Origin of the sequence: uncultured Piscinibacter sp., assembly GCF_937952055.1 — a bacterium.
Taxonomy (GTDB): domain Bacteria; phylum Pseudomonadota; class Gammaproteobacteria; order Burkholderiales; family Burkholderiaceae_C; genus Piscinibacter.
Genome location: NZ_CALFYO010000010.1, coordinates 51623 through 72202 on the forward strand (window position 1 = coordinate 51623; position 20580 = coordinate 72202).

19 protein-coding genes are annotated in these 20580 nt (G+C 70.0%); 15 read left to right on the forward strand and 4 right to left on the reverse strand.

Features of this window, described 5'->3' with window-relative positions; translation table 11 throughout:
- Positions 1-49: 49 nt before the first annotated feature.
- The 8 genes from Q0599_RS03065 to gshB all read left to right on the forward strand — a co-directional run bounded on the left by Q0599_RS03065 (position 50) and on the right by gshB (position 9248).
- Positions 50-388, forward strand: a complete 339-nt coding sequence (locus Q0599_RS03065; protein ID WP_127997874.1) for a P-II family nitrogen regulator — start codon at positions 50-52, stop codon at positions 386-388.
- Between the two features lie 26 nt (positions 389-414).
- Complete coding sequence (locus Q0599_RS03070; RefSeq protein ID WP_298825491.1) at positions 415-1803, forward strand: ammonium transporter; 1389 nt, start codon at positions 415-417, stop codon at positions 1801-1803.
- A 148-nt stretch (positions 1804-1951) separates the two neighbouring features.
- Positions 1952-3247 (forward strand): glutamate--cysteine ligase, encoded by a 1296-nt coding sequence (gene gshA / locus Q0599_RS03075; protein WP_298825493.1) that lies wholly within the window; start codon positions 1952-1954, stop codon positions 3245-3247.
- 40 nt (positions 3248-3287) lie between these two features.
- A complete protein-coding gene (locus Q0599_RS03080; protein WP_298825495.1) occupies positions 3288-5162 on the forward strand; it encodes a potassium transporter Kup in 1875 nt (624 codons plus the stop codon).
- A 73-nt stretch (positions 5163-5235) separates the two neighbouring features.
- Complete coding sequence (locus Q0599_RS03085) at positions 5236-6405, forward strand: benzoate/H(+) symporter BenE family transporter (protein ID WP_298825498.1); 1170 nt, start codon at positions 5236-5238, stop codon at positions 6403-6405.
- A 26-nt stretch (positions 6406-6431) separates the two neighbouring features.
- Positions 6432-7640 (forward strand): AGE family epimerase/isomerase, encoded by a 1209-nt coding sequence (locus tag Q0599_RS03090; protein ID WP_298825501.1) that lies wholly within the window; start codon positions 6432-6434, stop codon positions 7638-7640.
- A gap of 135 nt (positions 7641-7775) precedes the next feature.
- Complete coding sequence (locus tag Q0599_RS03095) at positions 7776-8201, forward strand: DoxX family protein (protein WP_298825504.1); 426 nt, start codon at positions 7776-7778, stop codon at positions 8199-8201.
- Positions 8202-8294: 93 nt separating this feature from the next.
- Positions 8295-9248 (forward strand): glutathione synthase, encoded by a 954-nt coding sequence (gshB, locus tag Q0599_RS03100; protein ID WP_298825507.1) that lies wholly within the window; start codon positions 8295-8297, stop codon positions 9246-9248.
- Here the strand turns inward: gshB and glyA are convergent.
- Positions 9241-10551, reverse strand: coding sequence for a serine hydroxymethyltransferase (glyA, locus tag Q0599_RS03105; RefSeq protein WP_298825510.1), 1311 nt, complete (start codon positions 10549-10551; stop codon positions 9241-9243). The two genes, gshB and glyA, sit on opposite strands and share 8 nt — an antisense overlap.
- Positions 10552-10607: 56 nt before the next feature.
- Here glyA and Q0599_RS03110 point away from each other — a divergent pair, with 56 nt between their 5' ends.
- Positions 10608-12509, forward strand: coding sequence for an ATP-binding cassette domain-containing protein (locus Q0599_RS03110; RefSeq protein ID WP_298825513.1), 1902 nt, complete (start codon positions 10608-10610; stop codon positions 12507-12509).
- 15 nt (positions 12510-12524) lie between these two features.
- Here the strand turns inward: Q0599_RS03110 and Q0599_RS03115 are convergent, their stop codons facing one another.
- Together Q0599_RS03115 and Q0599_RS03120 are read right to left on the reverse strand one after the other, a co-directional pair.
- Complete coding sequence (locus tag Q0599_RS03115; RefSeq protein WP_298825516.1) at positions 12525-13265, reverse strand: hypothetical protein; 741 nt, start codon at positions 13263-13265, stop codon at positions 12525-12527.
- A gap of 30 nt (positions 13266-13295) precedes the next feature.
- A complete protein-coding gene (locus tag Q0599_RS03120; protein WP_298825519.1) occupies positions 13296-14762 on the reverse strand; it encodes a PLP-dependent aminotransferase family protein in 1467 nt (488 codons plus the stop codon).
- A 91-nt stretch (positions 14763-14853) separates the two neighbouring features.
- On the opposite strand from Q0599_RS03120, the gene Q0599_RS03125 reads away from it, so the two are divergent.
- The 6 genes from Q0599_RS03125 to Q0599_RS03150 are packed head-to-tail and all read left to right on the forward strand — an operon-like array spanning position 14854 to position 20028.
- Complete coding sequence (locus Q0599_RS03125) at positions 14854-15468, forward strand: LysE family transporter (protein WP_298825523.1); 615 nt, start codon at positions 14854-14856, stop codon at positions 15466-15468.
- Positions 15465-16394, forward strand: a complete 930-nt coding sequence (locus tag Q0599_RS03130) for a DMT family transporter (RefSeq protein ID WP_298825526.1) — start codon at positions 15465-15467, stop codon at positions 16392-16394. Before Q0599_RS03125 ends, Q0599_RS03130 begins: the two co-directional genes overlap by 4 nt.
- A complete protein-coding gene (locus tag Q0599_RS03135; protein ID WP_298825528.1) occupies positions 16391-17557 on the forward strand; it encodes a PLP-dependent aminotransferase family protein in 1167 nt (388 codons plus the stop codon). The genes Q0599_RS03130 and Q0599_RS03135 overlap by 4 nt, the downstream gene beginning before the upstream one ends.
- The gene (locus tag Q0599_RS03140; RefSeq protein ID WP_298825530.1) at positions 17554-18393 is read left to right on the forward strand and encodes a PhzF family phenazine biosynthesis protein; all 840 of its coding nucleotides are present in this window, start codon (positions 17554-17556) and stop codon (positions 18391-18393) included. Before Q0599_RS03135 ends, Q0599_RS03140 begins: the two co-directional genes overlap by 4 nt.
- Positions 18390-19037, forward strand: a complete 648-nt coding sequence (locus Q0599_RS03145) for a VOC family protein (protein WP_298825532.1) — start codon at positions 18390-18392, stop codon at positions 19035-19037. Before Q0599_RS03140 ends, Q0599_RS03145 begins: the two co-directional genes overlap by 4 nt.
- A 19-nt stretch (positions 19038-19056) precedes the next feature.
- Complete coding sequence (locus Q0599_RS03150) at positions 19057-20028, forward strand: threonine dehydratase (RefSeq protein ID WP_298825535.1); 972 nt, start codon at positions 19057-19059, stop codon at positions 20026-20028.
- Positions 20029-20064: 36 nt separating this feature from the next.
- Here Q0599_RS03150 and Q0599_RS03155 read toward each other — a convergent pair whose 3' ends face one another.
- Complete coding sequence (locus tag Q0599_RS03155; protein ID WP_298825538.1) at positions 20065-20529, reverse strand: cytochrome c; 465 nt, start codon at positions 20527-20529, stop codon at positions 20065-20067.
- Positions 20530-20580 lie beyond the last annotated feature (51 nt).

The window sequence follows — 20580 nt, forward strand, 5'->3', positions numbered from 1 at the left end:
CGGCGCCGGGACGCGGCGCCGCACTCAATTCAGAGAAGAGGGGAATTCCATGAAGATGGTGACCGCGATCGTCAAGCCGTTCAAGCTGGACGAAGTGCGTGAGGCCCTGAGCGCCATCGGCGTGCAGGGCATCACGGTGACCGAGGTGAAGGGCTTCGGCCGCCAGAAGGGCCACACCGAGTTGTACCGCGGTGCGGAGTACGTCGTCGACTTCCTGCCGAAGGTGAAGATCGAGGCGGCCGTGGACGATGCCATCGTCGATCGAGTCATCGAGGCGATCGAAGGCGCCGCGCGCACCGGCAAGATCGGCGACGGCAAGGTGTTCGTCTCGTCGCTTGAGCAGGTCGTCCGCATCCGCACGGGCGAGACCGGCAAGGACGCCCTCTGACTGATGCCCCACTCCAAGAGACAACCATGAAGAAATTCTTTGCGACTCTCGCCTTGGGCCTCGCGGTCCTGGGCTTCTCCGGGGCCGTATGGGCCCAGGCGGCGTCGGCGCCCGAGGCGGCGGCGTCCGTCGCCGCGGTGGCCGAGGCGGCTTCGGCGGCCGAAGCCGCCTCCGCGCCGGTGGCGGCCGTGCACAAGGGTGACGTGGCCTGGATGATGACCTCGACGCTGCTGGTCATCTTCATGGCGGTGCCAGGCCTCGCGCTGTTCTACGGCGGCCTGGTGCGCAGCAAGAACATGCTGTCCGTGCTGATGCAGGTGCTGGTCGTCTTCTCGCTGATCGCGGTGCTGTGGGCGGTTTACGGCTACAGCCTGGCGTTCGGCGGCGAGGGATCGATCATCGCCGGCCTGGACAAGCTGTTCCTCAAGGGCGTGACGCTCGAATCGCTGGCGGACACCTTCAGCGCCGACGTCAAGCTGCCGGAGTACGTGTTCATCGCCTTCCAGGCCACTTTCGCGGGCATCACCTGCGCGCTGATCGTGGGCTCGTTCGCGGAGCGCATCAAGTTCAGCGCCGTGCTGCTGTTCTCGGTGCTGTGGTTCACCTTCTGCTACCTGCCGATCGCGCACATGGTGTGGGGTTCCGGCGGCTACCTGCTCGGCAAGGGTGCGCTGGACTTCGCCGGCGGCACGGTCGTCCACATCAACGCCGGTGTTGCTGGTCTGGTGGGTGCGTACATGCTCGGCAAGCGCATCGGCTACGGCAAGGAGTCGATGACGCCGCACTCGCTGACGCTGACCATGGTCGGTGCCTCGATGCTGTGGGTCGGCTGGTTCGGCTTCAATGCCGGCTCCAACCTCGAAGCCACGGCCGGCGCGGCACTCGCCTTCATCAACACGCTGGTGGCCACCGCGGCCGCCGTGCTGGCGTGGAGCATCGGTGAGAGCCTGAGCAAGGGCAAGGCGTCGATGCTGGGTGCGGCCTCCGGCGCGGTGGCCGGTCTGGTGGCGATCACGCCGGCCTGCGGCTCGGTCGGCCCGATGGGCGCCATCGTCATCGGCTTCCTGGCCGGCCTGGTCTGCCTGTGGGGCGTGAACGGCCTCAAGCGCATGCTCGGCGCGGACGACTCGCTCGACGTGTTCGGCGTGCACGGCGTCGGCGGCATCCTCGGCGCGCTGCTCACCGGCGTGTTCACCGCGCCGTCGCTGGGCGGCACCGGCAAGGAGGACTTCTCGATCGGCAGCCAGGTGCTCGTGCAGGCCGAGGGCGTGCTCATCACGATCGTCTGGTCGGCGGTGGTGGCCTTCATCGCCTACAAGGTCGTCGACCTGGTGATCGGCCTGCGCGTGCCGGAAGACGAGGAGCGCGAGGGTCTGGACATCACCTCGCACGGCGAGACCGCGTATCACAACTGATCCGCCGCCTCTCCCGCTGCCTCCGGCAGCATGCAAGGGCCACCGCGAGGTGGCCCTTTTTTCGTGGCCGGAGCCGGGCTTGCGTCGCGACGGCCTCGACCTCAAATGCCTAGAATTCCGCTTCCGAAGCGCTCCCCCGGGCCCTGCCATGGTTCCTCACCTCATCACTGCCCTGACCGGCCCGATCAACGAACTGGAGCAGCGCATTCTCGAATCGCTGCCGGCCATCGAGCGCTGGTTCCGCCTCGAGTGGATGGAGCACACCCCACCCTTCTACACCTCGGTGGACGTGCGCAACGCCGGCTTCAAGCTGGCGCCGGTGGACACCAACCTCTTCCCCGGCGGCTTCAACAACCTCACCGAAGAGATGCTGCCTCTGGCGGTGCAGGCGGCGATGGCGGCGATCGAGAAGATCTGCCCCGAGGCGAAGAACCTGCTGCTGATCCCCGAGAAGCACACGCGCAACACGTTCTACCTGACCAACGTGCAGCGGCTGATGCAGATCTTCACCCAGGCCGGCCTGAACGTGCGGCTGGGGACGCTCGACGAAACCATCACCGCGCCCACCGAGGTCGCGCTGCCCGACGGCAGCAGCCTGAAGCTCGAGCCGCTGCTGCGCACGCGCGGCCGCCTCGGTCTGAAGGATTTCGATCCCTGCACGATCCTGCTCAACAACGATCTCTCGTCCGGCATTCCCAAGGTCCTGGAGAACCTCCACGAGCAGTACCTGTTGCCCCCGCTGCACGCCGGCTGGGCCGTGCGGCGCAAGACCAACCACTTCCAGGCCTACGAGGAAGTGGCGAAGAAGTTCGCCAAGCTGCTGGGCATGGACCCGTGGCTGATCAACCCGATGTTCGCGCGTTGTGGCGAGGTCAATTTCAGCGACGGCTCCGGCGCCGACTGCCTGATGAGCAACGCCGAGGCGCTGCTCGGCAAGATCCGCCGAAAGTACAAGGAGTACGGCATCAACGAGAAGCCGTTCATCATCGTCAAGGCCGACGCAGGCACCTACGGCATGGGCATCATGACCGTGCGCGACCCGAAGGAACTGGCCGAGCTGAACCGCAAGACGCGCAACAAGATGAGCGTCATCAAGGACGGCCAGGAGGTCAGCGAAGTGATCCTGCAGGAGGGCGTGCCGACCTACGAGCGCGTCAACGACGCCGTGGCCGAGCCGGTGGTCTACATGATCGACCGCTACGTGGTCGGTGGCTTCTACCGCGTCAACGCCGAGCGCGGCATCGACGAGAACCTGAACTCGCCGGGAGCGAGCTTCGTGCCGCTGGCCTTTGCCGAGAGCGGCCACCTGCCCAAGCCCGGCGTCAAGCCGGGCGCGAGCGCGCCGAACCGCTTCTACATGTACGGCGTGATTGCGCGCCTGGCCATGGTCGCGGCCAGCTACGAGTTGGAAGCGACCGACCCCGACGCCGAAATCTACGAGTGAGGGCGGGGCTGCGAGCGCGGCCACCCCTACACTCCTTCCCGTGAGCCAGCCCAGCAATCGGTCCAGCCTTGCCGCACTGACGCTGGGCGCCATCGGCGTCGTCTACGGCGACATCGGCACCAGCCCGCTGTACGCCTTCAAGGAGGTGTTCGCCCACGGCCACGTGCCGATGAGCGCGGAGAACATCCACGGCGTGCTGTCGCTGATGTTCTGGACGCTCACCGTCGTCGTCTCGCTGAAGTACGTGCTGCTCATCCTGCGCGCCGACAACAACGGCGAGGGTGGCCTGATCGCCATGCTCGCGCTGGCCTCTCAGGCGGTGAAGGACCGGCCGGCGCTGCGCGCGCGCCTGCTTCTGATCGGCATCTTCGGCACGGCGATCTTCTTCGGTGACGGTGTCATCACGCCGGCGATCTCGGTGCTCTCGGCGGTGGAGGGTCTGGAGGTGGCCGCACCCGCGCTTCACCCCTGGATCGTACCGGTCACGCTGGTGGTGCTCACCGCCCTGTTCATGGTGCAGCGCCTCGGCACCGCCAGCGTCGGGCGCTTCTTCGGGCCGATCACGGCGCTGTGGTTCGTCGTTCTCACCGTCCTGGGGCTGACGCACATCGCGAAGAACCCCGCGATCCTGTGGGCTCTCAATCCGGGCTATGCGATCGAGTTCCTCACCGCCCACGCCGGCATCGCCTTCGTCGCGCTCGGCTCGGTGGTGCTGTGCGTCACCGGCGCCGAGGCGCTCTATGCCGACCTCGGCCACTTCGGCAAGAAGCCGATCCGCCTAGCCTGGTTCAGCCTGGTGATGCCGGCGCTGGTGATCAACTACTTCGGTCAGGGCGCGATGCTGCTCGCGCACCCGGAGAACGCGAAGAACCCGTTCTACGAGATGGCGCCGACCTGGGCGCTGTATCCGCTGATCACCCTGGCCACCGCGGCGACGGTGATCGCGTCGCAGGCGCTCATCACCGCAGCCTTCTCGGTGACCAAGCAGGCGGTCCAGCTCGGCTACCTGCCACGGCTGCGCGTGGTGCACACCTCGGTGAAGGACACCGGGCAGATCTACCTGCCGTTCGTGAACTGGGGGCTGTATGTCTGCATCGTGCTCGCCGTGGTGCTGTTCCGCTCGAGCAGCAATCTGGCCGCCGCCTACGGCATCGCGGTGACGATCGACATGCTGATCACCACCACGATGACCTTCTTCGTCATCCGCTACGGTTGGAGGTATCCGTGGTGGCTGTGCGTGGCTGCTACCGGCTTCTTCTTCCTCGTCGACTTCACCTATTTCGCCGCCAATGTGGTGAAGGTGTTCGACGGCGGCTGGTTCCCGGTGCTGATCGGCGCCGTGATGTTCCTGCTGCTGATGACCTGGAAGCAGGGCCGCGCGCTGATGGGCGAGCGGCTGCGCGACGATGCGATCGACCTGAAGAGCTTCCTCGAGGCGGTGTTCGTCAGCCCGCCGGTGCGCGTGCCGGGCACGGCGGTGTTCCTCGTCGCCGAGCAGGGCAACGCGCCCAACGCGCTGCTGCACAACCTCAAGCACAACAAGGTGCTGCACGAGACCAACCTGTTCGTCACCGTGCGTCACCACGAGGTGCCGTGGATCGGCTTCGAGAAGCGCTGCGAGCTCGAGTCGTTGGGCAGCGACTGCTGGCAGGTGACGCTGCACTTCGGCTTCAAGAACGACCCGGACGTGCCCGAGGCGCTGGCGCTCATCCGCGACCGCGGCGTGCGGCTCGACGACATGGAGACCAGCTACTTCCTCTCGCGCGACATCGTCATCCCGACGCTGGGCGAGGGCATGTCGCTGTGGCGCGAGAAGCTGTTCGCGAGCATGCACCGCAATGCCACGGCAGCGGCAGACTTCCTCAGCCTGCCGGCGAACCGCGTGGTGGAACTTGGCGCCAAAGTGCAGATTTGATGACGGCCCCCCAGTTGCTTCGCTCCTGCCCCCCAGGGGCGCCGCCCGGCTTGGGGCGGCCCGGTGCCGGGCCATGAGCTTCCTCCGCGACCTCTCCCTGCCTGCCTTCACCGCCGGCTTCGTCGCCGTGCTGGTGGGCTTCACCAGCTCGGTGGCAATCGTCTTCCAGGCGGCCACCGCGCTGGGTGCCACGCCGGCGCAGATCAGCTCGTGGATGTGGGCGCTCGGCCTGGGCATGGGCCTGTGTTCGGCATTGCCCTCCCTGCTGCTGCGCAAGCCGGTGATGGTGGCCTGGAGCACGCCCGGCGCGGCGGTGCTTGCCACCGCCGCGGCGGCCGGCAGCTTCACGCTCGCGCAGGCCACCGGTGCCTTCATCGTCTGCGCACTGCTCATGATCGCCGCCGGTGCCACCGGCTGGTTCGAGCGCGTGATGGACCGCATCCCGATGCCGATCGCCAGCGCCCTGCTCGCCGGCGTGCTGGCGCGCTTCGGCCTGGATGCCTTCCTCGCGGCGCGTGCTGCGCTGCCGCTGGTGCTGCTGATGCTCGGCGCCTACCTCGTCGGCCGCCGGGCGTGGCCGCGCTATGCGGTGCCCGGCGTGCTGGCGGCGGGCACGGCCTACGCCTTCGCGAACGGGCAGCTCCATCTGGGCGGCGTGACCTTCGCGCTGACCACGCCGGTGTTCGTCATGCCCGAGTTCAGCGTCGCCGCGGCGGTGAGCCTGGCGCTGCCGCTGTTCGTCGTGACCATGGCCTCGCAGAACCTGCCCGGCGTGGCGGCGATCCGCGCCGCGGGCTATCAGATGCCGATCTCCCGCATCATCACGATGACCGGGGCGGCCACGCTGCTGCTCGCGCCCTTCGGTGCCTTCGCGCTGAACCTGTCGGCGATCACCGCGGCGATCTGCATGGGACGCGAGGCGCACGAGGACCCGGACAAGCGCTACACCGCGGCGGTGGCCTGCGGCGCGATCTACGTCGTCATCGGCCTGTTCGGCGCGGCGGTCACCGGCGTGCTCACTGCCTTCCCGCGCGAGCTGGTGGTGGCGGTGGCCGGCCTCGCGCTGCTGGGCAGCATCGCCGGCGGTCTCGCCGTGGCAGTGAAGGACGAGTTGCATCGCGAGGCCGCGCTGATCACTTTCCTGGTCACGCTGTCGGGCGTGACATTGTTCGGCGTCGGCTCGGCCTTCTGGGGCGTGGTGGCGGGCGCGCTGGCCTGGGGGGTGCACGCCTGGAGGCGCTGACGGCACGGCCGTAGACTGCCGCGACCATGCCCGACTTTCGTTCGCCCGAGTTCCTGCTCGGCCATGTCCGCCACACGCTGGCCTTCTACGACGGCCGCTGCCTCGATCCGTCCGGGGGCTTCTTCCACTTCTTCAAGGACGACGGCACGGTCTACGACCGCCGCACACGCCACCTCGTCAGCAGCGCTCGCTTCGTCTTCAACCATGCGATGGCCTTCCGCCGCTTCGGCGGTGCCGGATACCAGGCCGCGGCACGCCACGGCCTGGCGTTCCTGCAGCGCGCCCACGCGCAGCCGCAGGGCGGCTACGCGTGGCAGATCGACTGGCACGACGGGCGCGCCACGCTGCAGGACGGCACCCACCACTGCTACGGGCTGGCCTTCGTGCTGCTCGCTCATGCGCATGCGCTGATGGCCGGCGTGGACGAGGCACGTGCCGGTCTCCACGCCACGTTCGCATTGATGGAGCGGCGCTTCTGGGAACCGGCGAACGGCCTCTACGCCGACGAGGCCGCGCCCGACTGGCAGCTCGGCGCCTACCGCGGCCAGAACGCCAACATGCATTCCTGCGAGGCGATGATGGCCGCCTACGAGGCGACACGCGACGAGCGCTTCCTGCAGCGTGCGCTGACGCTGGCCGAGTCGGTCACCGGCCGGCTGGCGTCGCTCGCCGACGGACTGGTGTGGGAGCATTACCGCATCGGCGCGGACGGCCGCTGGTCGGTCGACTGGGACTTCAACCGCGACGACAGGACCGACATCTTCCGCCCCTGGGGCTACCAGACCGGTCACCTGACCGAGTGGGCCAAGCTGCTGATGCAGCTCGAGCGCTGGCTGCCCGGCGCGCAGCGGCCGGCATGGATGGTGGCGCGCGCGCGCCATTTCTTCGACACCGCGATGGCGCGCGGCTGGGACGCGACGCACGGCGGCCTCGTCTATGGCTTCGGCCCCGACGGCACGGTGTGCGACGGCGACAAGTACTTCTGGGTGCAGGCCGAGAGCTTCGCCGCGGCCGCGCTGCTCGCCCTGCGTTGCGGCGACGACGCGTACTGGCAGTGGTACGAGCGCATCTGGGCCTACGCCTGGCAGCACTTCGTCGACCACGAGCACGGCGCCTGGTACCGCATCCTCGCGCCCGACAACTCGAAGCTCGGCAACGAGAAGAGCCCCGCCGGCAAGACCGACTACCACACCATGGGCGCCTGCTACGACGTGCTGCGAGCCCTGGAGGGCTGAGTCAAGTCAAATTTTCAGAACGATGACGTCATCCGCGGGCTGCCGATGGGGCCCTGAGTGGCGCCTAGAGTTGTTTCCGTGCACAGAACGCCGCGACGAACGCGGATCGACAAGTCCATTCACGGAGCATTGAAAATGACTGATTCCTTCAAGACCCCCCTGGTCGTCGTCGCCCGCGTGCTGCTGGCGTTGATGTTCATCCTTGCCGGCTACGGCAAGCTCACCGCCATCGAAGGCACGGCCGGCTACATCGCCAGCGGCGGACTGCCCTTCGCCACCGCATTGGCGGTGATCGTCGGCCTGCTCGAACTGCTCGGTGGTCTGGCCATCGCGATCGGCTTCCAGGCCCGCTGGGCGGCGCTGGCGCTGGGCCTGTTCACGCTGGCGGCGAGCCTGCTGTTCCATGCGTTCTGGTCCGTGCCCGCGCAGCAGGCGATGGTGCAGCAGCTGATGTTCATGAAGAACCTGTCGGTGGCCGGCGGCCTGTTCCTGCTGGCCGCGCTGGGCTCCGGCCCGTTGAGCGTCGACGCCCGCCGCGTGCTCGTGCCGCGTGCGGCCTGAGGCCCGCCGACACCCGGCCATGAGACCCGCGCAGGGCGACCTGCGCGGGTTTGTGCCACAGTGGCGGCCGGTCTGAATCCCTGGAATGCCGCCATGCGCCTGCTGTTCGTCGCCGACCCGCTGGAACAGTTCAACATCAAGAAGGACAGCACCTACGCGATGATGCGCGAGGCCGGCGCTCGCGGCCATGAGCTGTTCGCGTGCGAACCCAAGGACCTGGTCTGGGAGCGCGGCGGCACCGTCAGCGCGGCGATGCGCCAGATCGCCCTCAGCGGCGACCCGAGCCACTGGTTCACCGAGCAGTTCGTCCCGGCCAGCCCGCTGGCCGATATGGATGCGGTGCTGATGCGCAAGGACCCGCCCTTCGACAGCGAGTACTTCTACGCCACCCACCTCCTGCAGCAGGCCGAGCGAGAGGGCGCCCGCGTGTTCAACCGGCCTGCGGCGCTGCGCGACCATCCGGAGAAGCTCGCCATCCTCGAGTTCCCGGACCTGATCGGGCCGACGCTGGTGACGCGCGACGCCGAGGCGATCCGGCGCTTCCATGCGGAGCACCGCGACATCATCCTCAAGCCGCTGGACGGCATGGGCGGCATGGGCATCTTCCGCGTCGGCCCCGACGGCCTCAACCTCGGCAGCATCACCGAGACCCTGAACCGCCACGGCACGACCACGGTGATGGTGCAGCGCTACCTGCCGGAGATCGCGCAGGGCGACAAGCGCATCCTGGTGATCGCCGGCGAACCGGTGCCCTATTGCCTGGCGCGCGTTCCGCAGGGCAGCGAGATCCGCGGCAACCTCGCCGTCGGTGGCAAGGGCGTGGCGCAGCCGCTGTCCGCGCGCGACCGCGAGATCGCCTCCACGCTCGGGCCCGTCCTCGTGGCACGCGGACTGCTGCTGGTCGGCCTGGACGTCATCGGCGACTGCCTCACCGAGGTCAACGTGACCAGCCCGACTTGCTTCCGCGAGATCGCCGACCAGACCGGCTTCGACGTCGCGAAGATGTTCGTTGACGCGCTGGAGAAGGCGCTGCGGCCGCTCAGTTGATGTAGTGCAGTTCGCGGAAGCGCTGGCGGAAGCGCTCGACTTCCGGCGCGATCAGTTCGGGGTCGTCGTGCAGCGACCGGGTGAGCAATGAACCCAGTTCGTCCATGTGCTCGGGCTTCATGCCCAGGCGCACGATCTCCGGCACGCCCAGACGCAGGCCGTTGACGTCGCCGGGCACCGGCGCGATCGGCAGGCCGATGCCGCAGGCGAGCAGGCCGGCCAGCGCCAAGCGCCGCGCCGCCGCCTGGCCGCCGCCCCAGCGCGCAGCCTCGACGGCGAACTGGTGCGAGGTCGTGGCACCCCGCTCGATGGCGTGGACCGGCAGCCCCTCGCGATGCAGCGCGCGGGCGAGCGCCAGCGCGGTGTCGCACATGGCCTGCGCATAGTCGCTTCCGTGACGTTTCCAGTCGACCAGCGTGACCGCCAGCGCCGCCACCTTGCCGGCATCGAAGTTGGCGGTGAGTCCGGGGTAGGCAATGGCGTCGAGCCGTTCGGCCAGGCCGGCGTCGTTGCTGACGATCAGACCGCCCGGCGGGCCGCCGAGGCTCTTGTAGGTGCTCATCGTCATCGCATGCGCTCCCTGCGCCAGCGGATTCGCCCAGCGGCGGCCGGCGACCATGCCCGACAGGTGGGCGGCGTCGAACAGCAGCCTGGCGCCGACCTCGTCGGCCACCGCGCGCATCTCGGCCACCGGGTGCGGGAACAGGTTGAGGCTGCCGCCGGCGGTGATGAGCTTCGGCCTCACCTCGCGCGCGAGCGTGCGAAGCCCCGCCACGTCCACCGTGTAGCCGTCGGCGAGCGTGGGCGCGGGCACGGTCTTCAGGCCGTACAGGCCGGCGGCGCCGGCCGCATGATGGGTGACATGGCCGCCGATCTCCGCCGGCGGCGCGATGATCGTGTCGCCCGGGCGGCAGGTCGCCATGAAGACGTACAGATTGGCCAGCGCGCCGGAGGCGACGCGCACCTCGGCGTAGCTGGCATCGAACACCTCGGCGGCGAGCTCGGCACAGATCACCTCGATGCGCTCGATCGCCTGCAGCCCCATCTCGTACTTGTCGCCGGGGTAGCCGAGCGAGGCGCGCGAACCCAGGCCCGAGGCCATCATCGCCTCGGCGCGCGGGTTCATCACGTTGCTCGCCGGGTTGAGGTTGATGCCGCGCACGTCGTGGATGCGGCGGTTCTCGGCGACGAGGCGGGCGATCTCGTGGAAGACCGCCTCGCCGTCGAGTTGCGCGGCGTCGGCGGCGATGGACTGCACGAGGTCTTCGCAGGGCGCGGGCACCCAGGGGCGGCGTTCGAGCATGGACGGGCGGGCGGTGTGGTCGAAGCGGCCATCCTACGCCCGGCGACAATCGGTCCATGGCCGTTCTCTCCCTGTCCAACGCACACCTCGCCTTCGGGCACGTCGCCCTGCTCGACGGCGCCGGCTTCTCGCTCGAAGCCGGCGAGCGGCTCGGCCTGATCGGTCGCAACGGCGCGGGCAAGTCGTCGTTGCTGAAGATCGTCGCCGGCCTGGAAAAACCCGACGACGGGCTGCTGCAGGTCACGCAGGGCCTGCGCATCCGCTACGTGCCGCAGGAGCCGGTGTTCGACCCCTCGGCGACGGTGTTCGAGGTGGTCAGCGAGGGCGTGGCCGAGGCCAAGGCGGTGCGCGCGGCTTACGAGGAGCATGCGCCGGGCGTGGACCTCGACGCGCTGCAGACGCGCATCGAGGCGCTCGACGCCTGGACCTGGGAGCAGCGCGTGGACACCACGCTGCACCAGCTGCACCTCGACGGCGAACGCGTCGTCGGCGAACTCAGCGGCGGCATGAAGAAGCGCGTGGCGCTGGCGCAGGCGCTGGTCGCCCTGCCCGACGTGCTGCTGCTCGACGAACCGACCAACCACCTCGACCTCGACTCGATCGCCTGGCTGGAGGAACTGCTGCGCGGCTTCAAGGGTGCGGTGATGCTGATCACGCACGACCGGGCCTTCCTCGACAACGTGGTCACGCGCATCATCGAGCTGGACCGCGGCACGATCCGCAGCTTTCCGGGCAATTTCAGCGCCTACGAGCGGCTCAAAGAGGAGCAGCTCGCCGCCGAGGCGCTGGCCAGCGCGCGCGCCGACAAGCTGCTCGCGCAGGAGGAGGTGTGGATCCGCAAGGGCGTAGAAGCGCGGCGCACGCGCAGCGTGGCGCGCATCCAGCGCCTCGAGGTGTTGCGTGCGCAGCGCCAGGCACGGCGCGAGTCGCTCGGCCAGGTGAAGCTCGAGGTGGACAGCGGCGTGCCCAGCGGCAAGATCGTCGCGGAGCTGAAGGACGTGTCGATGCGCTTCGGCGACAAGCTCATCGTCGACGGCTTCAGCGCCACCATCCTGCGCGGCGACAAGGTCGGTCTGATCGGCCCGAACGGCGCGGGCAAGACGACGCTGCTCAAGCTCATCCTCGGCGAACTGAAGCCCACATCGGGCACGGTGCGCCAGGGCACGCGCATCGAGGTGGCCTACTTCGACCAGATGCGCAGCGCTCTCGACCTCGACGCGACGCTGGCCGACACCATCAGCCCGGGCAGCGAGTGGATCGAAGTCGGCGGCGCGCGCAAGCACGTGATGAGCTACCTGAACGACTTCCTGTTCTCTCCCGAACGTGCCAACTCGCCGGTGCGCACGCTGTCCGGCGGTGAGCGCAACCGCGTGCTGCTGGCCCGCCTGTTCGCGCTGCCGGCCAACGTGCTGGTGCTCGACGAGCCGACCAACGACCTCGACATCGACACGCTCGAATTGCTCGAGGAGCTGCTGCAGAACTACGCCGGCACGGTGTTCCTCGTCAGCCACGACCGGCGCTTCCTCGACAACGTGGTGACGAGCACCATCGCCTGGGAGGGTGACGACGCGCCGGGCCGGTGGCGCGAGTACGAGGGCGGCTACGAGGAGTGGCGGATTCAGCGCGAGCGCTCGCGGGCCTTGCGCGAGCAGACCGAGGCACGCAGCGCGCCGGCGGAAAAGGTCGGTGCCGGGACTGCGAGCTCACCGGCCAGGGCCGCCGGGCCGGTGGCCAAGCCGCGCAAGCTCAGCTACAAGGAACAGCGCGAACTCGATGAATTGCCCGGGCGCATCGAGGCGCTCGAGGCGGAGCAGAAGGCGCTGAACGAACGGCTTGCCGACCCCGACGCCTACGCGCGCGACCCGCAGGGCATGGCGCAGGCGCACCGGCGTCACGCGCAGATCGACGACGAACTGATGGCGGCGCTGGAGCGCTGGGAGGAGCTCGGCGCCCGCTAGCGGATGCCGGAAGGCTCAGAACCAGCCGTCTCGCACCGCATCCGGGTGTGAGCGGCTGACGATCAGGCCGGACTGCAGGTACAGGGCATTGAGCAGGCGCGTAGCGCGTTCGCGGTCCATGCCCGGCCAGTCGGAGATCTCGCGCAGCGACGCGCTCTGCCGCGCGAGGCGCTGGATTGCTGCCATGACGGCCCCGCTGGCCCGCAGTGCGTTGACGTCCAGGCCCGGCGCGACGCGATAGACGGCCGGACCGGCAATCTCGGGCAGCAGTTCGCGGCGCAGCCCGCGCATTGCCAGATCCCAGAGCAGGGGCGCCAGCGGGTAGTGCGCCTGCTCGGCGCCGACCATGGCCGAATCGCGCTCGCCGGGGGGGTGCAGCAGTGCCGGCTCGACGTGCATCACGCGCAGGTCGAGCAGCGGCTTGCCGACCAGCTCTTCCGGCGGCACCGGGCAGTGCACCAGTCGCTCCTGGGCAAACACCGTCAGCGGCACGACGCGCTCGCCGCTCTGGATGTGAATGGTCACCCGCTTGCCGTGGCGGATGCAGGCCGCCATCACCTCGACCACCTCGGAGGCGCCGCCATCCTCGCCGAAGCGCAGCAGGTCGGCCTTCAACGAGGGGCTGAGTTGCGAGATGCGCGTGCTGATGCCGCCCTCTTCGGTGCGCAACTCGTCGAGGTAGCGCTGGTAGGCGCTCGCGCGCATCAACTCCGCCTCGCCGAGGGGCAGCGTGGGCTGGAACAATTCGCTGTTCATCACCATGCCATTCTCTCTCGTTACGCTTGGTCACGAAAGGGGCCGCAGCGACGACCGGGCGTGCTGCAGCGCCTGCCAGAAGCGCGCCTCCTGGGTCGTGGCGAAGTTGATTCTCATCAATCGTGTGGGGCGGTGGGTGGCGTGGAACAGGGCCCCGGGCGCGATCAGCCAGCCGTCGTCGTGCATCAGCTGGGCCAGCCGCTCGGTGTCGACGCCCACATCCACCCAGCCGAACAGCCCGCGCGGCTCGGCCACGAAGCGGCACCCGTGGGCACGCGCAAGTTCCACCACACGCCCGCGCGCCGCGTCCAGCAGGCGTTGCACGCGCTCGGCATGGCGGCGCAGCAATCCCTGCTCCAGACAGTGAGCGAGCGCCAGCTCTGTCATCGACGGTGTGGTCAATGTGGAGAGCAGCTTGGTGTCGATCAGGCGGTCGACCAGCCGGGCCGGCGCGGCGATGTAGCCAACACGCCAGCTCGGTGTGAGGATCTTCGAGAAGCCCGAGACGTAGATGGTGCGCTCCAGAGCATCCAGCGCCGCCAGCCGCGGCAGGTGCGGCGGCGCGAGGTGGGCGTAGGTGTCGTCTTCCACGATGGCGAAGTCGTGCAACTGCGCGAGCTGCAGAACCTTGTGCGCCGACTGCAGGCTGATCGAGGCGCCGGTCGGGTTGTGCAGCACCGAGACGGTGACGTACAGGCGCGGCTTCGCGCCCGCCGGTTGCGCCTCGATGAGCCGCTGCATGGCCGCCAGGTCCGGGCCTTCCGGGCCGCGCGGCACCGGCAGCACGTGCAAGCCCAGCGCCGCCAGCCGCGCGTATTCGATCGACCAGCCGGGCTCGTCGACCAGCACGGTGTCGCCTGGCTTGAGCAGGGTGCGGGTGACGACGTCCAGGGCATGGGTAGCGCCCACGGTGGTGACGATCTGCTCGGCCGTCGCCGCGATGCCATGGTCGGACAGGCGCGTGGCCAGCACCCGGCGCAGGCGCTGCTCGCCGGCCGGCTCGCCATACAGCAGCGCCGTGCGGCCGAGCTGAGCGCTCACTTTGCGCATCGCGCCGGCGAGCAATGACGGATCCAGCCACTCGGCCGGCAGGGTGCCCAGGCCCGGCATCGGCTGCGCGCCGGGCGGCTGGAACATGCCACGGATCAGCGTCGTCGCGCTGATCGGCACTGGCGAGCGCGGCAGTGGCGTGGCACGGGCCGCGCCGACGGGCGCTTCGCCCAGCGGCGCGCGCACATAGAAGCCGCGTTGGGCGCGAGCCTCCACGAGGCCCTGCGCGAGCAACTGGTCGTAGGCCGCAACCACCGTGGTCGGGCTCACCTCATGGCGTCGCGCGCATTCGCGCACCGAGGGCAGTCTGGCCCCCGGGGCGAGCAGCCGCGCGCGGATGCGCTCGGCAAAGCGGGCGGCGAGCTGCTCGGTCAGCGTGCTGTCCGCCTGACGCGAAAGGCGGCCGGCGCCGGGCAGCGCCGTCGTATCGGCAGCAAGGTCGAGCATGGCTTGTGCTGGTGTCCGGACCAGTACAGTGAAAAGTCAGGTCACCGAAAGTGTACTGCTACTGTGTTGGTGCCGGCTCTAGACTGGCGACATGTCTGCTGAAGAACTCGCCGCCCTGATGAGCTTCGCGACGGCCATGAGCTTCACGCCGGGGCCGAACACGACGCTGTCCACCGCGCTTGGCGCCAACCTCGGCCTGCGGCGTGCGCTGCCTTTCATCGTTGCCGTGCCGGCTGGCTGGACGCTGCTGATGCTGCTGTGCGGCCTGGGACTCGCGGCGCTCGTGCTGGCCGCGCCGGCGCTGCGCCTGGCGGTCAAGTTCGGCGGCATCGCCTACCTGGTCTGGCTGGCCTGGAAGCTGACGGGGGTGCGCCGGCTCGGGGAGGCCGACCCGGCGCAACTGGCCGTCGGCTTCTGGCAGGGCGTGGGGCTGCAGTTCCTCAACATCAAGGCCTGGATGCTGGCGCTGGCGCTGGCCGCCGGCTGGGTGACGAGCGCGGGCAGCCTGCCGTCGACCAACCCGGGCGAGCGGCTGGCCATCGTCTGCGTGGTGATGGTGGGCTTCGCCTTCACGAGCAATTTCGCCTACGCGCTGGTCGGCTCGCTGCTGCGCAGCTGGCTGGCGCGGGGCCGGCGGCTGGTGGTCTTCAACCGCGTGATGGCCGCCGTCCTGCTGGCCACCGCGCTGTGGCTGCTGGCCGCATGAACGCGACCACCTCGCCGCGCGACGAGGCGCGTGGACTCTGGCTCGGCCTGCTCGGTGTGGTCATCTTCGCGATGACGCTGCCGATGACGCGCCTGGCCGTCGGCCCGGCCGACGACCCGCAGTTGCCGCCGCTGTTCGTCACCGTCGGTCGCGCCGCGCTGGCCGGGCTGTTCAGCGCGGTCTGGCTGCTCGCGACGCGCGCACCGCGGCCCCGTGCCAGGCAGCTCTCGGCCTTCGCCGTCTCGGCGCTCGGCACCGTGGTGGGCTTTCCGCTCTTCCTGGCGCTGGCGCTGCGCCACGTCGATTCGATGCACGCCGCGGTGGTCACCGGCCTGCTGCCGCTGGCCACCGCGCTGGCGGCGGCGCTGTGGTTCCGCCAGCGGCCGTCGGCCGGTTTCTGGCTGTGCGCAAGCGCCGGCTGCACGCTGGTGGTCGGTTTCGCGCTGCTGCGCGGCAGCGGGCAGCTCACGATGGCCGACGCGCTGCTCATCGGTGCGGTGGCCAGCGCCGCGACCGGCTACGTGGCCGGGGCGCGCCTGTCGGCACAGATGCCGGCCGAGCGAGTGATCTGCTGGGTGCTGGTGCTGAGCCTGCCGGTGACGCTGCCGCTGGCCGTGCTGGCGTGGCCCGCACAGCCGGCCCGTGCCGCCTCGTGGGCGGCGTTCGGCTACGTCACGCTGTTCTCGATGTGGCTGGGCTTCTTCGCCTGGTACCGCGGCCTGGCACTGGGCGGCACGGTGCGCGTCAGCCAGGTACAGCTGGTGCAGCCCTTCCTTAGCCTGCTGTTCGCTGTGCCGCTGCTCGGCGAGCGTCTCGACATCCTGACGGTGGCCTTCGCGCTGGCGGTGATCGCCACCGTGTTCGTCGGCAAACGCTTGCCGACGCACCGCCCCGCCTCTCTCGCCCCCCTCGAAAGACAGGCATGAGCTTCCAGCTGGCAAGGCGCGCCGAGCGCATGAACCCCTCCATCATCCGCGAGATCCTGAAGGTCACCGAGCGCCCGGGCATCGTCTCGCTGGCCGGTGGGCTGCCCTCTCCGGAGAGCTTTCCGGTCGAGGCGATGCGCGCGGCCTGCGAGCGCGTGCTGCGCGACACGCCGAAGGAGGCTCTGCAGTACGCCGCCAGCGAGGGCTTCGCCCCGCTGCGCGAGTGGGTGGCGGCGGAGATGGCTTCGCGCGGCCTCGCCGCCGATGCGTCGCAGGTGCTGATCACCACCGGCTCGCAGCAGGGCTTGGACCTGGTCGGCAAGGTGCTGCTCGATGCTGGCAGCGGCGTCGCGGTCGAGCGGCCCACCTACCTGGGGGCGCTGCAGGCCTTCGCGCCCTACGAGCCGGAGGTGGTCTCGGTCGAGTGCGACGACGACGGCCCGCTGCCCGAGGCGCTGCAGGCGGCGCGCGGCGCACGCTTCCTCTACCTGCTGCCGAACTTCCAGAACCCGAGCGGGCGCTGCATGAGCGCGGCACGTCGCATCGCGCTGTCGGCGCAGGCGCAGGCGCTGGGCCTGCCGATCGTCGAGGACAACCCCTACGGCGATCTCTGGTTCGACGCCGAGCCGCCGCCACCGCTGGCCACGCAATGGCCCGAATGCACCGTCTACCTCGGCTCCTTCTCGAAGGTGCTCGCGCCCGGGCTGCGCCTGGGCTACGTGATCGCGCCGAAGGCGCTCTTCCCCAAGCTGCTGCAGGCCAAGCAGGCGGCCGACCTGCACACTCCGGGCTTCAACCAGCGGGTGGTGCACGAGGTGATCCGCGAGGGCTTCCTGCGCACGCATGTGCCGACGGTGCGGGCGCGTTACAGGAGCCACCGCGACGCGATGCGCGCCGCGCTGGAACGCCACATGCCCGCCGGCTGCCGCTGGAACGTGCCCACCGGCGGCATGTTCTTCTGGGTCGAGCTGCCGGACGGCATGGACGCGACCGCGCTGCTGCCGAAGGCGGTCGAGCGCGGCATGGCCTACGTGCCCGGCGCGGCCTTCTTCGCCGACCATGCCCAGGCGAACACGCTGCGCCTGAGCTTCGTCACCGTGCCGCCGCAGGAGATCGATCGTGGCGTCGCGATGCTGGCGCAGATGCTGAAGGAGAACACATGAGCACGACCCGCCGATTCACCCAGCTCGACGTCTTCACCGCCGCGCCGCTGAAGGGCAACGCGCTGGCCGTGGTGCACGACGCGGAAGGACTGTCCGACGCGCAGATGGCCGCCTTCGCGCGCTGGACCAACCTCAGCGAGACCACCTTCCTGCTGCCGCCCACCACGCCGGACGCGGACTACCGCGTGCGCATCTTCACCCCCGGCGGCGAGCTGCCTTTCGCCGGCCACCCGACGCTCGGCTCCTGCCACGCCTGGCTGGCCGCAGGGGGCCGCGCGCGCAGCAGCGGGGCGGTGGTGCAGGAGTGCGGTGTGGGCCTGGTGCGCATCCGCCGCGACGGTTCGCGCCTGGCCTTCGCGGCGCCGCCGCTGCGCCGCAGCGGCGCGGTCGACGCGGCGACGCTGGAACATGCCGCGCGCAGCCTGAAGATTCCGCGCGATGCGATGCGCGCCTCGAACTGGGTGGACAACGGCCCGGGCTGGGTGGCGGTGATGCTCGGTGCGCGCGACGAGGTGCTGGCGCTGCAGCCGGACTTCGCCGCCATGCGTGGCCTCAAGCTCGGCGTGGTCGCACCTTGCCCGACCGGCCACGACGCGCAGTTCGAGGTGCGCGCCTTCGTGCCGACCCTGGGCGTGCCGGAGGATCCGGTCACCGGCAGCCTCAACGCCGGCCTGGCGCAATGGCTGATCGGCACCGGCCTGGCGCCGCCGCGCTACGTCGCCGCGCAGGGCACGGCGCTCGGCCGTGACGGGCGCGTGTTCGTCGAGCAGGTCGGCGACGACGTCTGGGTCGGCGGCGACAGCGTGATCGTCGTGGGTGGGCAGGTCATGCTGTGAGCTGGCAGGTCGATCACCTGGTGGTCGGCGCGGCCACGCTGGAGCAGGGCGCTGCCTGGTGCGCGGCCACGCTGGGGGTGCGGCCCGGCCCGGGAGGCCAACACGCGCTGATGGGCACGCACAACCTGCTGCTGGCGATCGGTTCAGGAGGGTTTCCGCGCAGTTATCTGGAGATCATCGCCGTCGACCCGCAGGCGCCGCCGCCGGCGCGGCGGCGTTGGTTCGACCTCGACGACCCGGCACTGCGCGCGGTGCTCGCTGCAGGGCCTCGCCTGATCCACTGGGTGGCGCGCTGCGACGACGTGGCAGGCGAGTGCGCGGCGCTGGCGGCGGCAGGCGTCGAGCGCGGCGAGGTGCTGGCGGCCGAGCGGGACACGCCGCGCGGCCTGCTGCGCTGGCGCATCGCCGTGCGATCCGACGGCGCACGCTTGTTCGATGGCTCGCTGCCGACACTGATCGAGTGGGGCGACACGCATCCGGCCGAAGCGCTGGCCGCCAGTCCCCTCCGGCTGGAGTCGCTGAGCGTGGGCGCCCTGCCCGAGGCGGCGAGGCAGCGCCTGCCGACCGGCGTCGCCACGGGTGCGGGCCTCGCCGCCACGCTCAGCACGCCGCTTGGGCGTGTCCGCCTGGAAGCCGGCGCATGAGGCGCTGCGGAGACCCGGCATGAGCCTGCCCGACCTCGCCAGCCTGCAGTCGGCGATGGCGCTGGTGCGCACGGTGATGCCGCCGACGCCGCAGCAGCGCTGGCCGCTGCTCGATGGACGCTGCGGTGCGCAGGTGTGGGTGAAGCACGAGAACCACACCCCCGTGGGCGCCTTCAAGGTGCGAGGTGGCCTCGTCTACATGGACGCGCTGACCCGCCGAGAGCCCGCCGCGCGTGCGGTGATGAGTGCCACGCGAGGCAACCATGGCCAGTCGATTGCCTTTGCCGCGGCGCGCCACGGCCTGGCCGTCACCATCGTCGTGCCGCGCGGCAATTCGGTCGAGAAGAACGCCGCCATGCGCGCCCTCGGTGCCGAACTGATCGAGCACGGCGACGACTTCCAGGCGGCACGCGAACGGGCCATCGACCTGGCGGCCGAGCGCGGCGCGCACATGGTGCCGTCCTTCCACGACGACCTGGTGCGCGGCGTGGCCACGTACTGGATGGAGTTCTTCGAGAGCTTCGCGCGCGGTGAGGTCCCTGAGGCGGTGTTCGTGCCCATCGGCCTCGGCTCCGGCATCTGCGCCTGCGCCGCGGCGCGCGCGGCCTGCGGTGCGGCCACGCGCATCATCGGTGTGGTGTCAGCGGATGCGCCGGCCTACCGCCTGTCGTTCGAGGCCGGTCGGCCGATCGAGGCGCCGGTGAGCACGCAACTGGCCGACGGTCTGGCCTGCCGTGTCCCCGAGCCGCAGGCGCTGGACATCATCCGGCGCGAAGTCGATGAAGTCGTCTCGGTCGATGACGAAGAGGTGGCCGCGGCGATGCGTGCGCTGTTCACCGACACGCACAATGTCGCCGAAGGCGCCGGCGCTGCTGCGCTGGCGGCGCTGCTGCAGCAGCGCGGCCGCTGGTCGGGCCGCCGCATCGGCTTGAGCCTGAGCGGCGGCAACGTCGACAGCGAGGTGTTCGCCCGCGTGCTGGCGCACGGGTGAAGTCGGCGGCGCAGCCGGCCTGCGCCGCCCGGTGCATCACTCCTTGCGGTAGTTGTCGTGGCAGCCCTTGCAGGACTTGCCGACATCGCCCGTCGCCGCCTTGACGGCGTCGAAGCTGCCGCCCTTGGCCGCGGCGTTGAGCTTGGCCATCGCCTCTTGCATCTTCGTCGCGCCGGCGCGGAACTTGTCCATCTCGGCCCAGATTTCCGGCTTGGCCTTGGTGTCGCCCTTGTCGGACCCGTCGACGAAGCCGGCGAAGGGCAGCTGAGCCATCGAGGTGGCGATCTCGGCATTGTCGGCGGCGACCTTGGCATCGAACGGTGCCTTTCCGTTGGCCATCGCGGCCACGCGACCGAAGTGCGCCGCCATCACCGTCATGGCGGCCTTGCGGTACTTGATCGCATCCTCCGGCTTGGCAAACTGCGCAGCTGCCGGCAGGGCAGTGGCCAGGCCGGACAGTGCGACGGCGGCGAGCAGGATCGACGGGAGCGGACGGTTCATGCAGGTTCTCCTGGGTATTCGATGGTCGGGACTGGCGCCGCCACGGGTTCG

What these genes read in the sequence shown, in the direction of transcription:
- Q0599_RS03065 (WP_127997874.1), top strand. Translation starts at nt 50, where the DNA reads ATGAAGATGGTGACCGCGATCGTCAAGCCGTTCAAGCTGGACGAAGTG.
- Q0599_RS03070 (WP_298825491.1), top strand. Translation starts at nt 415, where the DNA reads ATGAAGAAATTCTTTGCGACTCTCGCCTTGGGCCTCGCGGTCCTGGGC.
- gshA (WP_298825493.1), top strand. Translation starts at nt 1,952, where the DNA reads ATGGTTCCTCACCTCATCACTGCCCTGACCGGCCCGATCAACGAACTG.
- Q0599_RS03085 (WP_298825498.1), top strand. Translation starts at nt 5,236, where the DNA reads ATGAGCTTCCTCCGCGACCTCTCCCTGCCTGCCTTCACCGCCGGCTTC.
- Q0599_RS03090 (WP_298825501.1), top strand. Translation starts at nt 6,432, where the DNA reads ATGCCCGACTTTCGTTCGCCCGAGTTCCTGCTCGGCCATGTCCGCCAC.
- Q0599_RS03095 (WP_298825504.1), top strand. Translation starts at nt 7,776, where the DNA reads ATGACTGATTCCTTCAAGACCCCCCTGGTCGTCGTCGCCCGCGTGCTG.
- gshB (WP_298825507.1), top strand. Translation starts at nt 8,295, where the DNA reads ATGCGCCTGCTGTTCGTCGCCGACCCGCTGGAACAGTTCAACATCAAG.
- glyA (WP_298825510.1), bottom strand. Translation starts at nt 10,551, where the DNA reads ATGCTCGAACGCCGCCCCTGGGTGCCCGCGCCCTGCGAAGACCTCGTG.
- Q0599_RS03110 (WP_298825513.1), top strand. Translation starts at nt 10,608, where the DNA reads ATGGCCGTTCTCTCCCTGTCCAACGCACACCTCGCCTTCGGGCACGTC.
- Q0599_RS03115 (WP_298825516.1), bottom strand. Translation starts at nt 13,265, where the DNA reads ATGAACAGCGAATTGTTCCAGCCCACGCTGCCCCTCGGCGAGGCGGAG.
- Q0599_RS03120 (WP_298825519.1), bottom strand. Translation starts at nt 14,762, where the DNA reads ATGCTCGACCTTGCTGCCGATACGACGGCGCTGCCCGGCGCCGGCCGC.
- Q0599_RS03125 (WP_298825523.1), top strand. Translation starts at nt 14,854, where the DNA reads ATGTCTGCTGAAGAACTCGCCGCCCTGATGAGCTTCGCGACGGCCATG.
- Q0599_RS03130 (WP_298825526.1), top strand. Translation starts at nt 15,465, where the DNA reads ATGAACGCGACCACCTCGCCGCGCGACGAGGCGCGTGGACTCTGGCTC.
- Q0599_RS03135 (WP_298825528.1), top strand. Translation starts at nt 16,391, where the DNA reads ATGAGCTTCCAGCTGGCAAGGCGCGCCGAGCGCATGAACCCCTCCATC.
- Q0599_RS03140 (WP_298825530.1), top strand. Translation starts at nt 17,554, where the DNA reads ATGAGCACGACCCGCCGATTCACCCAGCTCGACGTCTTCACCGCCGCG.
- Q0599_RS03150 (WP_298825535.1), top strand. Translation starts at nt 19,057, where the DNA reads ATGAGCCTGCCCGACCTCGCCAGCCTGCAGTCGGCGATGGCGCTGGTG.
- Q0599_RS03155 (WP_298825538.1), bottom strand. Translation starts at nt 20,529, where the DNA reads ATGAACCGTCCGCTCCCGTCGATCCTGCTCGCCGCCGTCGCACTGTCC.